A 14,618-nucleotide genomic window follows, 5' to 3' on the forward strand; every position below is an offset into this window, starting at 1 on the left:
TCCCGGATCGTTTTCCGACCCGTCGTACAGAAGGGCTCATCCCCGTGTCCGGTTCCTCGATGTCGCGGCGCACCCTGCTCCGCTCCATGGCCGTCGGTGGCGCCGCCCTGGCCGCCCCGTCCGCCCTCACCGCCTGCTCGACCGGCTCCACCGGCGCGGGCGTCTCCAACGCCGGCAAGAAGGCGGTCCCCTGGCCCACCTTCACGCCCGCCCGGGGCCCCGCCCCCGACCTGGCGCCGACCGCCGCCGGCGTGCAGGCCGGATACACGAGGTACCCCGGGAAACTGGTCCGGGCGGTCGCGGAGAAGCCGGGCACCGGCAAGCAGAAGATCAAGGTCATGACCATCACCTACGGCACCCCGCCGAGGCCGGCCGGCCGGAACGCGTACTGGCGGGCGGTGAACGAGGCGCTGGGCGTGGAGGTCGAGTTCACCGTCGTGCCCGACGCGGACTTCCGCGCCAAGATGGCGACGCTGATGTCGGGCGACGACCTGCCCGACATGATCAACTTCGGCGGCGGGTACGTCCTGCCGCGCGAGTCGCAGTTCGTGCGGTCGCGGTGCGCCGACCTGAGCGAGCACCTGTCGGGCGACGCGGTCGAGGACTACCCGAACCTCGCCGCCATCCCCACCTACGCCTGGGAGGGCATGGGCCGCATCGCCGGGCGCATCTACGGACTGCCCGTCGAACGCGCCAAGGTGCAGGGCGCGATGTTCATCGACCGCGAGGCCTTCGACCGGGCCGGGTACCGGCCCGGCATGTCCGCCCCCGACTTCCGGGCCATGGCCCACGAGGCCTCGCGGGGCCGGAAGTCGGCCCTCGGCGCGTCCACCGCCGGCTTCTTCGGCTACCTCTACCACGCGATGTGGCACGGGGCGCCCAACCAGTGGCGGATCAAGGACGGCAAGGCCGTCGACATGTACGGGACCGACGCGTTCAAGGCCGCCCTGGAGTACATGGCACGGTTGCGCCGGGACGGCTCGTACAACTCCGACGCCACCTCGGTCTCCCAGGTGGACCTGAAGACGCAGTTCCACAACGGCACCGTCCGCTCGATGACCGACGGCTGGGGCGCCGTGACGTCCAACGCCCAGGCCATCGAGGACCGGTTCACCCTCGACGTCGCCGAGCCCTACGCGGTCGACGGCGTCACCCCCGTCTACCAGCAGAGCCGGGGCTGCTTCGGCTACACCGTCGTCAAGAAGGCCGCCAAGGACCGCGTCCGGCTGATGCTGCGCGTACTGAACTGGCTGGCCTCGCCGTTCGGTTCGAAGGAGTACGAGCTGGCGCACTACGGCGTCGAGGGCATCCACTTCAGGTACGACGGGACGGGCGACCCCGTCGCCACCGAACTCGGCCTCGTCGACTCGCGCACCAACCTGCCCTTCCCCTACCTGATGGACGCGCCGCAGCCGCTGTACCTCCCCGGCTTCCCCGACCTCACCGAGCGGCTGCACGCCTGGCAGAAGAAGGTCGTGCCGCTGCTGGCGCCCGACGACCACTGGGGCCTGATGTCGGACACGTACAACCGGCAGTCCGCCACGATGGACCAGATCATCACCGACGGCGTCACGGCGATCGTCGCCGGCCGCAAGAAGCTCTCCGACTGGGACGGCATCTACAAGAAGTGGCGCGCCCAGGGCGGCGAGCGGTCCGCCGAGGAGTTCTCGAAGGAGTACGAGGCCGCACACTGAACCGGGGTCCGGGCGCGGGATGATGGGCCCGGGTGCGCGTCGGCGGACGCGGGGTGCGCCGGATGCGCCGGTGGACGCGGGGTGCGCCGTGGGCGCCGGGTGTGCCGGTGGACGCCGGGTGTGCCGGTGGACGCCGGGTGTGCCGGTGGACGCCGGGTGTGCCGGTGGACGCCGGGTGGGTGTGAGGCGAGGGAGAGACAGTGGGGGATCGGGTCACCATCCGTGATGTGGCCGCGCGGGCGGGGGTGTCGGTGGCGACCGTCTCGCGGGTCCTCGCGGGCAACTACCCGACGTCGACGGCATCACGCGCCAAGGTGCTGCGGGCGGTCAAGGACCTCGACTACGTCGCCAACGCGCACGCGCGCGCGTTGGCCGGCGCCGGGCGCAAGACGATCGCGGTGCTGATGCTGGACGTGGTCGGCGCGTTCTACGCGCAGGTCGCGCAGGGCGTGGAGATGGAGGCGGCCCAGCACGGCCGCCTCACCCTGGTCGCCTCCACCGGCAGCGACCCCGCGCGCGAGCTGGCGCTGGTCCAGATGATGCGGGAGCAGGCCGCGGAGGCCGTGGTGCTGGTGGGCGGGGTCACGCAGGACGACGAGTACCGGCAGCGGATGGCCCGCTACGCGCAGGTCCTCGCGGCGGCGGGCTCCCGGCTCGTCCTGTGCGGGCGGCCGGCGCCGGCGCCCGACGTGCCCGCGCTGGTCGTCGAGTACGACAACGAGGCCGGCGCCCATGCCGTGACCAGCCACCTCCTGGGCGCCGGACACCGGCGGATCGCGCTGCTCGGCTACCAGCCGGGGAACACCACCGGCGAGGCGCGCCTCTCCGGCTACCTCCGGGCGCTCGCCGACCACGGGGTGCCGCGCGACGAAACGCTGCTCCACGGCGTCGGGTTCGGGCGCAACCACGGTTACCGGGCGATGCGGGAGCTGCTGGCGGCGGCGGACGGGAAACCGGACTTCACGGCGGTCTTCGCCGGGGACGACCGGGCCGCGGCGGCGGCGGTCGTCGCGTTGCGGGAGTACGGGCTGGACGTCCCCCGGGACATGTCGGTCGTCGGCTACAACGACGACCCCGTGGCCGCGGACATCACGCCCGGTCTGACGACGGTCCACATCCCCGCGGAGGAAATGGGCCGCACGGCGGTCCGCCGCGCCCTCGCGGGGGATCTCCCTCGCACGGCGCAGGAACGTCACCTCCTGGGCACGCATATCGTCGTCCGCGACAGCGTCAGGGGGGTTCGGGGCGGGTAGGGGGCGGTGGCGGCCCCCCTCCAGGCCGCCGCTTCGCGGCGATGTCTCCCACCCACCCACCCGTTTACCCCGCGTCGGGCGGGAGCCGTAGGGGCGGCCGGTAGTGGTGGGGGCCAGGTGGGTGCCGCCGGCGGGCACCGAGTAACGGACAGGCGAGCGGGGACAGGCCGGAACGGCCCCCACCGACCACCGCGTCCGCAGAGGTCCCCCTACAGCACCCGGCCTACACCGAGCAACGGGCGGGTGGGTGGGAAACATCCGCCGCGAAGCGGCGGGACAAGAGGACCGCCACCCGACAAACAGGGAACAGGAACGTTGCCCCTACGGCTCCCGGCCCACGCCGGGCAACGGGCGGGCGGGTGGGAAACATCCGCCGCGAAGCGGCGGGACAGAACGGCCACCACCCGGCAAGCGGAGAACAGGAACGTCGCCCCTACGGCTCCCGGCCTACGCCGGGCAACGGGCGGGCGGGTGGGAAACATCCGCCGCGAAGCGGTGGGACAGGAGGGCCCCCAGGAAAGCGGCGAGCCGGCGCCCCGAGGGGCCCCAGGCCCCTCGGAAAGCCCCCGCTACCCCCGCGCCCCCGCGAGAACCGCCTCCGCCACACCCCCCGGCAGATCCCGCATCACCAGATGCCCGGAGGGCCACGCCAGCCGAAACCCCCCACCAAGGCCCCCGGCCAGCCCCCGCTGGCGCCCGACCCACTCCCCCGAACCCCCCGCCCAAGCGGCCAGCACCGTCACGGGCGCCCCGCCGGGCAACGGCGCGGCCCGCCGCAGCTCCGCCAGCTCCCCCGCGACGTCGCCGTAGGTCACGTACTCCATGAGCATCGCCCGCCACACCCGCCCCGCCCCGTAGAGGCCGGCCCACGGCGTGGGCGCCACCAGCCCGCGCAGCCCGGGTCCCACCGCCCGCGGCACCCCCGCCCCGCACAGCACCGCCCCGCCCACCCGCGCGAGCGCCATCCGCAGCCGGCGCGGCACCCGCACCCGGGGCCTCTCCTCGACGCTGGAGTCGACGAGGACGAGGCCCGCCGTGCGCCGCGGATACAGCCGTGCGAACGCCTCCGCGTGGAATCCGGCGAGCGAGTGCCCGACCACCGTGACCCGCTCCCCGCCGAGGCCGGCCCCCTCCAGCACCCGCGACATCCGTTCCGCCTCCCCGCGCAACGTGGGCGCCACGCGCGCGTGCCCGCTCAACCCGAGCCCGGGCCGGTCGAAGCGGACGACGGTCCGGTGCGGCGCCAGCAGCGGCACCACCGGGTCCCAGTCGAACCAGCCGAGTCCGAGCCCGGCGCTCAGCACACACACCGGGCCGCTGCCCGTCACCTCGACGTGCAGCGGCACTCCGTCGACGCGTACGAAGGTCATCCCCGTCGGGCGGCCGATGCCGCGGCGGCGGCGAGGGACCACGCGAGGACGGCGATCCAGACCGCGATGAACAGCACCTGGAGCCGCTGCCCGGCCCCGAGCCCCCAGGTCCCGTGCCCCGACTCGAACGCGGCGACGGACGCCAGCGTCCACGCGGTGGCGGCCAGTTCGAGGACGAGAAAGACGGGCCCGCTCCGCGCGAGGGCGGGCCATACGACGGGCTCGCGCCGCGCGACGACGGTGAGCAGCACCATGCCCGCCAGCGCCCCGGCGACGGCCAGACCGCTGCTGACGGTGTGCGCGGTGTGCGTCCAGGGGACGTCGCCCGCCGCCTGCCGCGCGAGGCACCCGGCGTCGACGGTGGGCGCGCAGCTCAGCGGCAACCGCGAGTCGACCACCGTGGCCGCCCCGAACAGGGCGATCCCGGTCCAGCCCGCCGCGGCCCGCCCCCGGCACCGCAGCCACCCCAGCGCGCTCAGCGCCCCGGCGAGGACAAGGAGCCCGGCCAGCAGGTCGAAGGAGCGGAAGAACGTCCCGTACGGCTGGTCGGTGGCGGCGAGTTCACTGACGTACGTCCGAAGGGGCGAGAGGCGGGTGGGCAGGAACGTCTCCACCGTCCAGGTGGTGTAGAGGAGCGCGCCGAGCAGCAGCAGCGCCGAGCAGGCGGCATGGGCGACGGCGGGTCGCCGGGGGCCGTCGTGCGGCGGCCCGGTCCGCTGCGGGGGCATGCGGGCGGCAGCGGTGGTGGAGGGGGAGTTCGCGGGGCTCATGTCAGGCCGCCGATCGTGCGGGCAGGCGTCGAGGGCGGGATCCGCGCGGCGGGTGGTGGGGCGGTGCTGTCCGGTTCCGGAGGGGAGTCGACACGGCGACCGACCCCGATATACCCCGTTTCGTCCGTAATCGTCATGCGCTCATGATCGACGCAGGGCCGGGAGCCCGCACGTCGTCGGCCACCCGGCCGGGGGCAGGGCCCACCTCGTGGCGAGGACAGCCCACCAGGACAGCCCACGAGTCAGCCCACGGGGGCGACCTCGGGCCGCCAGGCATCGCGTCGCTCTGACGATTACACTGGGCGCGTGCCTCAACTACGTCTCGCCCTGAACCAGATCGACTCGACCGTCGGCGATCTCGCCGGGAACGCCGAGGCGATCGTCCGCTGGACCCGGCACTCCGCCGAGCAGGGGGCGCATCTCGTCGCGTTCCCCGAGATGGCGCTGACCGGGTACCCCGTCGAGGACCTCGCCCTGCGCTCGTCCTTCGTCCAGGCCTCGCGGGACGCGCTGCACGCGCTCGCCGCCCGGCTGCGCGACGAGGGGTTCGGGGAGCTGCCGGTCGTCGTCGGCTACCTCGACCGCACCGAGGAGGCCAAGCCGCGCTACGGCCAGCCCGCCGGCGCGCCGCGCAACGCCGCCGCCGTGCTGCACCGCGGCGAGGTCGTGCTGACCTTCTCCAAGCACCACCTGCCCAACTACGGCGTCTTCGACGAGTTCCGCTACTTCGTGCCGGGCGAGACGCTGCCGGTCGTACGCGTGCACGGCGTCGACGTCGCCCTCGCCATCTGCGAGGACCTCTGGCAGGACGGCGGCCGCGTCCCGGCCGCCCGCAGCGCCGGGGCCGGCCTGCTGCTGTCCATCAACGCCTCGCCGTACGAGCAGAACAAGGACGACCAGCGGCTCGAACTGGTCCGCAAGCGCGCCCAGGAGGCCGGCTGCACCACCGCCTACCTCGCGATGATCGGCGGGCAGGACGAGCTGGTCTTCGACGGCGACTCGATCGTCGTCGACAAGAACGGCGAAGTCATCGCGCGGGCGCCGCAGTTCGCGGAGGGCTGCGTGGTCCTCGACCTCGACCTGCCCGCCGCCGCGCCCGCCGCGCCCGCCGGCGTCGTGGACGACGGGCTGCGCGTCGAGCACGTCACGGTCTCCGAGGAGCCGGTGCCCGCGTACGAGGCGGAACTCACCGGTGGGTACGCCGAGCGGCTCGACGACGACGAGGAGGTGTACTCGGCGCTGGTCGTGGGCCTGCGCGCGTACGCCGCGAAGAACGGCTTCAGCAGCGTCCTGATCGGGCTCTCCGGCGGCATCGACTCGGCGATCACCGCCGCCATCGCCTGCGACGCGCTGGGCGCCCGGAACGTGTACGGCGTCGCCATGCCGTCCCGCTACTCCTCCGACCACTCCATCGGCGACGCGGAGGAGCTGGCGCGGCGCACCGGGCTCAACTTCCGTACCGTGCCGATCGCGCCGATGTTCGACGCGTACATGGGTTCGCTCGGGCTCACCGGGCTCGCCGAGGAGAACCTCCAGTCGCGGCTGCGCGGCACGATGCTGATGGCGCTCTCCAACCAGGAGGGGCACATCGTGCTCGCGCCGGGCAACAAGTCCGAGCTCGCGGTGGGCTACTCCACGCTCTACGGCGACTCCGTCGGCGCCTATGGCCCCATCAAGGACGTGTACAAGACGTCGATCTTCCGGCTCGCCCGGTGGCGCAACCGGGCGGCGCTGGAGCGGGGGCAGACGCCGCCGATCCCGGAGAACTCCATCAGCAAGCCGCCGAGCGCGGAGCTGCGGCCCGACCAGGTCGACACGGACTCGCTCCCCGACTATCCCGTCCTCGACGGGATCCTGGAGCTGTACATCGACCGGGACCAGGGGGCCGACGCGATCGTGGCCGCCGGCTTCGACCGGGAGTTGGTCACGAAGACGCTGCGGATGGTGGATACGGCGGAGTACAAGCGGCGGCAGTATCCGCCGGGTACGAAGATCTCCGCGAAGGGGTTCGGCAAGGATCGCCGGCTCCCCATCACCAACCGCTGGCGCGAAACCGCCTCCGGCTGAGGCAAGCGGCCCCCCTCTCTCCCTCAACGGCCGCTCCCACCTGCCCGCCCGCTTCCCCCTCGGCCCGGGGTCGGGCGGACGGCATGGCTGTCTGCCCGCTCCCGGAGCCGGGCGCCACCGCGGACTGTCCGCCGCTTCGCGGCGATGTCTCCCACCCACCCACCCGTTTACCCCGCATTGCGCGGAACCGTAGGAGCGCATGCCGAGCAACGGACGGCCGGCCGGAAAACCCCCGCCGCCGCGAAGGCGGCGGACCAGGGGATGACGCCGGGCAAACGGGCGGGTGGGCGGGAAACATCCGCCGCAAAGCGGCGGGCCAGGGGATGACGCCGGCAATCGGGCGGGTGGGCGGGAGACAACCGCCGCGAAGCGGCGGGCCAGGGGTGATCCCGGGCAACGGGCGAGTGGGCGGGGAAGATCCGCCGCGTCAGCGGCGGGCCAGGGCAAGACGCCGGGCAAACGGGTGGGTGGGATACATCCGCCGCGAAGCGGCGGGCCAGGGGGTGACGCCGGGCAACGGGCGAGTAGGCGGGGAAGATCCGCCGCGTCAGCGGTGGGCCAGAGGAAGACGCCGGGCAACGGGTGGGTGGGTGGGATACATCCGCCGCGAAGCGGCGGGCCAGGAGAAGACGCCGGGCAACGGGTGGGTGGGTGGGAGACAACCGCCGCGCAGCGGCGGGACAGAGATGCCCCCGGCAGGCGGCGGCCCCAGACAAACCGACGGGAGAGGTCCCCTGCGGGCAGGGAAAGGCCCCGCGCACCCGACCGCGCGAGGCGCCCACCACGGGGCAGGAGACGCCCCCGGGGTACACACGCGCCTGACGCCCGCTACGACACAGGGACGCCCCTAACCGAGAGGCCGGCCCCGCAGACGCGAGGTCAGTGGGAGGACCGCTCCCGGCGCCGCACGGCGCCGGAGGCGACGATCCGCTCCGGCCCCGCCACCGGCCGCCGCCGGTCCACCACATACGCCACCCCCGCCACCACGATCCCCAGAACGGCAAGCACCGCCCCGGCCCCCGCCGGAGACGTCACCCCGAACCCCGCCGCGAGGGCGAGCCCCCCGACCCAGGCCCCACCCGCGTTGGCGAGGTTGAACGCCGCCTGATTGGCGGAGGAGGCCAGCGACGGAGCCGCCGACGCCTTCTCCATGACCATCAGCTGCAACGGCGACCCCGTGGTGAACGCCGCCATGCCGAGCAGCGCGACCCCCAGCGCCGCGCTCCAGCCGGCGCTCATGAGGAGCGGGAAGAGGGCGAGGACGACGGCCAGCGCGATGAGCCCGCCGAAGAGGGTGCCGCGCAGGGAGTGGTCCGCGAGGCGGCCGCCGAGGAGGTTGCCGGCGGTGGCGCCGACGCCGAACAGCGCCAGGAGCACCGTGACGCTGGACTCGGCGTATCCGGCGGCGTCCGTGAGCATCGGCGTGATGTAGCTGTACGCCGCGAAGAGCGCGCCGAAGCCCGCGACGGTCGTACCGAGTGCCAGCCATACCGGCCCGCCGCGCAGCGCCCGCAGCTCGCCGCGCAGGCCGACCGCGTCGCCGTGGCCGTGGTCGGCGGGGACGAGCAGGGCGAGCGCGGCGATGGCGGCGAGGCCGATCGCGCTGACGGCGAGGAAGGTGGCGCGCCAGCCGAGCTGCTGGCCCATGGCGGTGGCGACCGGCACGCCGACGATGTTGGCGACGGTCAGTCCGAGGAACATCAGCGAGACGGAGCGGGCCTTGCGCTCGGGCGCGACGAGCCCGGTGGCGACGACCGCGCCGACGCCGAAGAAGGCGCCGTGCGGCAGGCCGCTGAGGAAGCGGGCGGCCAGCAGGGAGGTGTTGCCGGGGGCGACGGCGGAGAGCGCGTTGCCGATGACGAAGAGCACCATGAGGCCGATGAGGACGCGCCGGCGCGGCAGTTTCGCCGTGAGGGCGGCGAGCAGCGGGGCGCCGATGACGACGCCCAGCGCGTACGCGGAGACGAGGTGTCCGGCGGCGGGGATGGATATGTGCAGGTCGTCGGCGACGTCGGGCAGCAGGCCCATCATGACGAACTCGGTCGTGCCGATGCCGAAGGCGCCTACGGCGAGGGCGAGCAGGGCCAGGGGCATGAAGAGGTACCTTCCACGGAAGCGGGGGGTGCGGGCGAGGGGAATCCGTAAGTTTACTTCCGGAACAAACTCTCCCGCACCCCGTATTCCGTGGTATGAGGCATCCCGCGGTGCGAGGCGACGACCGTACGGCCGACGGCACCGGAATCCGAGGGCGTCAGGAGGAGAGATCCACCCGCGCCGCGATCGGCAGATGGTCGCTGCTCGTCTCCGGCAGCGTCCAGGAGGAGACCGGCTCGACGCCCTTGACCATGATCTGGTCGATCCGCGCCATCGGGAACGACGCGGGCCAGCTGAAGCCGAAGCCGTTGCCCGCCGCGCCCTGCGTGGAGCGCATCTGGGAGGTGACCGCGTTCAGCGCGCGGTCGTTCATCGTGCCGTTGAGGTCGCCGAGCAGGACGACCTTGCCGATCGGTTCGTCGGCGATGGCCTCGCCGAGCGCGTCGGCGCTGTTGTCGCGCTGGTTGGCCGTGAAGCCCGCGTCGAGCTTGACGCGGACGGACGGCAGGTGCGCGACGTAGACGGCGACGTCGCCCTTGGGGGTGTTGACCGTCGAACGCATCGCGCGGGTCCAGCCCAGCTTGATGTCGACGGGGCCGGTGCCGGAGAGCGGATACTTGCTCCACAGCCCGACGGTGCCCTCCACCGCGTGGTACTTGTACTGGCCCGCCAGCGCCTTCTCGTACGTGGGGACGGCGTCCGCCGTCAGCTCCTCCAGGGCGATCACGTCGGCGCCTGACGCGGCGACGTCGCGGGCGGTGCCGGTCGGGTCGGCGTTGTCCGCGTTGACGTTGTGCGTGGCGACGGTGAGGTCGCCGCCGGTGCCCGACTTGTCGCCGAGCAGGCCGCCGAACGAGTTGATCCAGATGATCAGCGGCAGGAGCAGGGCGATCAGCGCGGTCGCGGACTTGCGGACCACGCCGACGACGGCCAGCACGGGGATGAGGACGCCGAGCCACGGCAGGAACGTCTCGATCAGGCTGCCGAGGTTGCCGACGTCGTTCGGGATCTGCGCGTGGAAGAGCATCACCAGCGCGATGAGGACCGCGGCGCCCGCGGTGACGAGCCCGCGCCGCCAGATGTCCGGGTCGCCCCGCCAGCCGTCGAGCAGACGTCGGAACCGGGACCCCGGACGCTCGGGCTCCGAGCCGCCGCTGCCCGTCTCCGTCATATACGTCTGCGCCATACTCTCGTCGCCTCACTGCCTGCCGTGCCCACCGTCGGTCCGCCCCTGAAACCCTAGGGGATGATCGGTGTCTTCCCTGCCGTCCGCGACGGCCGTACAGGCACTGGGACGATCAGGGCGGCGTGGCGGGTTCCTGAACAGCGGCCGGTAACGCCGGCTGTGACGAAACGCGCATATGCGCACGGTTCCGCGACCGGAGCGTCACCCGGCGTTGCGATCGCCGGCTCAGGCCGCCGGGCGCAGGCCCTCCAGCGCGGTGTCCACGATCCGCTCCGCGAGGTCGTCGTCCAGCGTCGCCTCGGGCCGCATGACCGTGCGCAGCAGCATCGGCCCGACGAGCAGGTCGTTGGCCATCTCGATGTCGACGTCCGCGCGCAGCTCGCCGTCCGCGACCCCCCGCCGCAGCACGTCGCAGGTGGCGCGGCGGCGGGGGTCGACGACCGTGCGGTGGTAGGCGTCCCACAGCTTGGGCAGCGCCTTCATCTGCGCGAAGACGTTGTGCAGCAGGGCCGAGGACCGCATGGAGAGGCCGCGCCTGCGCAGGCCCTCCAGGAGGCAGACGAGGTCGTCGCGCATCGAGGTGCCGGGCAGCGCCGGGTCGGGCTCCTCGAAGACGCGCAGGACATCCACGAAGAGGGCCTCCTTGCCGTCCCAGCGCCGGTAGATGGTGGCCTTGCCGACGCCCGCGGTCCTGGCGATGCGCTCGATGGACAGCTCCGCGAGCGGTACGCCGTCCTCCAGGAGCCGCACCACGCCCTCGATGATCGCCTGTTCCACGGCCTCGCTCCGGGGGCGCCCCGGACCGCCGCCCTTGCCCTTGGCGATGTGGACCACTTCTTCTCCGTATCTGTGACGCGCCGGCTGCCGGGCCGATTCTCCCTCAGTGCCCCGAGGCGCCCACCGCCTCGGTCTCCTTCTCCCGCGGTCCGGGCGCCGCGGGCAGCCGGCCCGGCAGGAACAGGAAGACGACGACGGTGCCGATCGCGGCGACGCCCGCGCCCCACAGCGCCGTGATGTGCATGGCGTGCAGGAACGAGTCGTTGGCCGCGGTCACCAGCGGCTCGCCCCGGGGGCCGAGCTTCGCGGCGAAGCCCAGGGTGGCCTCGATGGATTCACCGGCGGTGTGCCGGGCGCCCTCGGGCAGCAGGGTCAGCTTGTCCTCGACGCCGTTGCGGTACGCGGTGGACAGCACCGAACCGAGGACCGCGATGCCCAGGGCGCCGCCGACCTGCCGGAAGGTGTTGCTGAGCGCGGAGGCGGAACCGGCCTTCTCGCGCGGCAGGGCCTGCATGATCACGACGCTGGTGGGCGTCATGATGTGCGCCATGCCGGTGCCCATCAGGAAGAAGATGACCTCCAGGATCCAGATCGGCGTATCGGCGTCGAGGATCGTGAAGGACGCCAGCGTGGCCATCACCAGGAGCAGGCCGCCGGTGCACACGGCCCGGACGCCGAAGCGGTCGACGACCAGCCGGGCGCGCGGCGCGAAGATGAGCTGGGCGACGGCCAGCGGCAGCATCAGCAGGCCGGTCTGCAGCGGGGAGTAGCCCCGCACGCTCTGGGTGTAGAAGACGGAGAAGAAGGTCACACCCATCAGCGCGAAGAAGACGAGCGCGATGGCGCTGATCGCCGCCGAGAAGACACGGTTCTTGAAGTACGAGATGTCGACGGACGGGTGGTCGCACCGCTTCTCGTAGAGCACGAAGGCGACGAGGACGGCGAGGCCCGCGAGGGAGGTGCCGAGGACGGCGGGGTCGGTGAAGTCGGCGAGCTGGCCGCCCTTGATGATGCCGTAGACGAGCAGGACCAGGCCGACGACGGAGAGCACGACGCCGACGAGGTCGACGCGCCCCGGCTTGGGATCGCGCGAGTCCGGCACCAGCCACACCATGAGGGCGACCGCGACGAGCACGATCGGCACGTTGATGAGGAAGACCGAGCCCCACCAGAAGTGGTCGAGCAGCACACCGCCGGTGATCGGGCCGATCGCGATGGCGAGGCCGACACCGCCCGCCCAGATGCCGATCGCCTTGGGCTGCTCCTCGCGCTCGAAGACGTTCATCAGGACGGCGAGGGTCGCGGGCATCACGAAGGCCGCGCCGAGGCCCATCACCGCACGGAACGCGATGAGTTGGACGGGCGAGCCGGACTCGGCGGCGAGCGCCGATCCGATGCCGAACACGACGAGCCCCGCGAGCAGGACCTTCTTGCGGCCGAGCCGGTCGCCGAGCAGTCCTGCGGTGAAGAGCAGGCCGGCGAAGACGAGGGTGTAGGAGTTTATCGCCCACTCCAGCTCGCCCTGGGTCGCGCCGAGGCCGGTCGGTTCCGGGGTGGAGATCGTCTTGATGGCGACGTTCAGGATCGAGTTGTCGAGTACGACGATCAGCAGGCTCAGCATCAGCACGCCGAGGATCGCCCAGCGGCGCCGGTGCACGGCCTCGGGTATCCGGGGCGGCGTCGGCGCGGGTGCGGCAGGGGTCGAAGGAGATGACATGGGATCCAGCCTAAACCCATTTCAATACGAGACCGTCTCGTATTGGAAGGTCTTTACCGAGGCATGCCCGAGGCACGTCCGAGGCACGTCCGGGGCGCGTCCGAGGCGCGTCCGAGGTGCGCCGCCCGTCCGTTGTGGGGGCCCACTAGCCTCCGGGCGGTGTCCGGTGCCACCATGGGAGTGATCCGGGGACGCCGTCAGGGCGCCTCGAGATGACAGAAGGAGCCGTTGCGATGACGCAGCTTTCGGCTGCCCACAAGAGCGCCGACGCCCAGCGAGGCCCCGACAGCAGCAAGGCGCTGTACGGCGGCAAGGGCACGCGACGCATCACTGTGCGGGACATCAGCGCCGCCAAGGAGCGCGGCGAGAAGTGGCCCATGCTCACCGCCTACGACGCGATGACCGCGTCCGTCTTCGACGAGGCGGGCATCCCCGTCATGCTCGTCGGCGACTCGGCGGGCAACTGCCACCTCGGGTACGAGACCACCGTGCCCGTCACCCTCGACGAGATGACCATGCTGTCGGCCGCGGTCGTACGGGGCACCTCGCGCGCCCTGATCGTCGGCGACCTGCCGTTCGGCTCGTACCAGGAGGGCCCCGTGCAGGCGCTCCGCTCGGCGACCCGGCTGGTGAAGGAGGCGGGCGTCGGCGCGGTCAAGCTGGAGGGCGGCGAACGCTCCCTGGCCCAGACCGAACTCCTCGTCCAGTCCGGCATCCCCGTCATGTCCCACCTCGGGCTGACGCCGCAGTCCGTGAACACCATGGGCTACCGCGTACAGGGCCGGGGCGAGGAAGCGGCGCACCGGCTGGTGCGGGACGCCAAGGCGGCGCAGGACGCGGGCGCGTTCGCCGTCGTCCTCGAACTGGTCCCCGCGGAGCTGGCCGCGGAGGTCACCCGCTCCCTGCACATCCCGACCGTCGGCATCGGAGCGGGGGCCGCGTGCGACGCGCAGGTCCTCGTCTGGACGGACATGCTCGGCCTCACCGGCGGCAAGATGCCGCGCTTCGTCAAGCAGTACGCGGACCTGCGGGGCGTCATGACCGACGCGGCCAAGGCGTTCGCGGAGGACGTGGTGGGCGCGGCGTTCCCCTCGGAGGAGCATGCGGTGCATTAGCCGTGCGGCGCGGGTGCCGTGCGGCGCTTTGGCTGACTGAATGGTGCCTGGCCTTGCCGCCGGGGCCGGGCCACTGCGGTGCCAGGGCGGTCCGCCGATCTTCCCCCGTCGGCGGCACGCCCTTCCTCGCCCCTGGGCGGCGAGGCTTCCCCGGTCACCCGGTCGCCGTTCCTCACCCTGAGCGGTGGGCCCGCCCCCCCAGCGCCGGAGCGGTCCGCTGATCTCTCTCCCCCCGTCGGCCGTCTGCCCCGGTTGGCCTGCCGCCCCATGTGCTGGGTCGCGGTCCACTGAGCCCCCCGTCGGCCGTCCGACACCCCTCCGCCCCTGGGTGGTCGCCCTAACCCGCCGCTTCGCGGCGGATGTTTCCCACCCACCCACCCGTTTACCCCGCACAGAGCGGAACCGTAGGACCTCCGCCGCGAAGCGGCGGGCCAGGGGATGACGCGGGGTAACGGGCGGGTGGGTGGGAGACATCCGCCGCGGAGCGGCGGGGCAGGGGATGACGCCGGGGAACGGGCGGGGGGGTGGGAGACATCCCCCCCGGGGCGGCGGGCCCGGGGCTGAACGCCGGCAAC

At 72.9% G+C, this 14,618-nt stretch carries 10 protein-coding genes; 4 read left to right on the top strand and 6 right to left on the bottom strand.

Annotation, left to right across the window (positions count from 1 at the left end):
• Nucleotides 1-59 precede the first annotated feature (59 nt).
• Both ABZ385_RS13220 and ABZ385_RS13225 read left to right on the top strand, forming a co-directional pair.
• The gene (locus ABZ385_RS13220) at nucleotides 60-1,694 is read left to right on the top strand and encodes an extracellular solute-binding protein (RefSeq protein WP_358911362.1); all 1,635 of its coding nucleotides are present in this window, start codon (nucleotides 60-62) and stop codon (nucleotides 1,692-1,694) included.
• A gap of 200 nt (nucleotides 1,695-1,894) precedes the next feature.
• A complete protein-coding gene (locus tag ABZ385_RS13225) occupies nucleotides 1,895-2,947 on the top strand; it encodes a LacI family DNA-binding transcriptional regulator (RefSeq protein ID WP_358911364.1) in 1,053 nt (350 codons plus the stop codon).
• A gap of 569 nt (nucleotides 2,948-3,516) precedes the next feature.
• Here the strand turns inward: ABZ385_RS13225 and ABZ385_RS13230 are convergent.
• Complete coding sequence (locus ABZ385_RS13230; RefSeq protein WP_358911366.1) at nucleotides 3,517-4,317, bottom strand: alpha/beta hydrolase; 801 nt, start codon at nucleotides 4,315-4,317, stop codon at nucleotides 3,517-3,519.
• Nucleotides 4,314-5,087: a DUF998 domain-containing protein gene (locus ABZ385_RS13235; protein WP_358911368.1), complete on the bottom strand. Its 774-nt coding sequence runs from the start codon at nucleotides 5,085-5,087 to the stop codon at nucleotides 4,314-4,316. Before ABZ385_RS13235 ends, ABZ385_RS13230 begins: the two co-directional genes overlap by 4 nt.
• 306 nt (nucleotides 5,088-5,393) lie before the next feature.
• Between ABZ385_RS13235 and ABZ385_RS13240 the strand changes: the two genes are divergently transcribed.
• Entirely contained in the window at nucleotides 5,394-7,154 is a 1,761-nt protein-coding gene (locus ABZ385_RS13240; RefSeq protein ID WP_358590293.1) for an NAD+ synthase, read from the top strand.
• A gap of 879 nt (nucleotides 7,155-8,033) precedes the next feature.
• Here ABZ385_RS13240 and ABZ385_RS13245 read toward each other — a convergent pair.
• The 4 genes from ABZ385_RS13245 to ABZ385_RS13260 all read right to left on the bottom strand — a co-directional run bounded on the left by ABZ385_RS13245 (nucleotide 8,034) and on the right by ABZ385_RS13260 (nucleotide 12,928).
• Entirely contained in the window at nucleotides 8,034-9,248 is a 1,215-nt protein-coding gene (locus tag ABZ385_RS13245) for an MFS transporter (RefSeq protein WP_358590123.1), read from the bottom strand.
• A gap of 157 nt (nucleotides 9,249-9,405) precedes the next feature.
• Nucleotides 9,406-10,434 (bottom strand): endonuclease/exonuclease/phosphatase family protein, encoded by a 1,029-nt coding sequence (locus ABZ385_RS13250; protein ID WP_358911370.1) that lies wholly within the window; start codon nucleotides 10,432-10,434, stop codon nucleotides 9,406-9,408.
• Between the two features lie 225 nt (nucleotides 10,435-10,659).
• Nucleotides 10,660-11,268 carry a TetR/AcrR family transcriptional regulator gene (locus ABZ385_RS13255; RefSeq protein ID WP_358590117.1) on the bottom strand — a complete coding sequence of 203 codons (609 nt, stop codon included), beginning with the start codon at nucleotides 11,266-11,268 and terminating at the stop codon, nucleotides 10,660-10,662.
• A 46-nt stretch (nucleotides 11,269-11,314) separates the two neighbouring features.
• Nucleotides 11,315-12,928, bottom strand: a complete 1,614-nt coding sequence (locus tag ABZ385_RS13260; protein WP_358590115.1) for an MFS transporter — start codon at nucleotides 12,926-12,928, stop codon at nucleotides 11,315-11,317.
• Between the two features lie 233 nt (nucleotides 12,929-13,161).
• On the opposite strand from ABZ385_RS13260, the gene panB reads away from it, so the two are divergent.
• Entirely contained in the window at nucleotides 13,162-14,043 is an 882-nt protein-coding gene (gene panB, locus ABZ385_RS13265; protein WP_358590112.1) for a 3-methyl-2-oxobutanoate hydroxymethyltransferase, read from the top strand.
• Nucleotides 14,044-14,618 lie beyond the last annotated feature (575 nt).

The organism is Streptomyces sp. NPDC005898 (assembly GCF_040629635.1).
GTDB lineage: Bacteria > Actinomycetota > Actinomycetes > Streptomycetales > Streptomycetaceae > Streptomyces.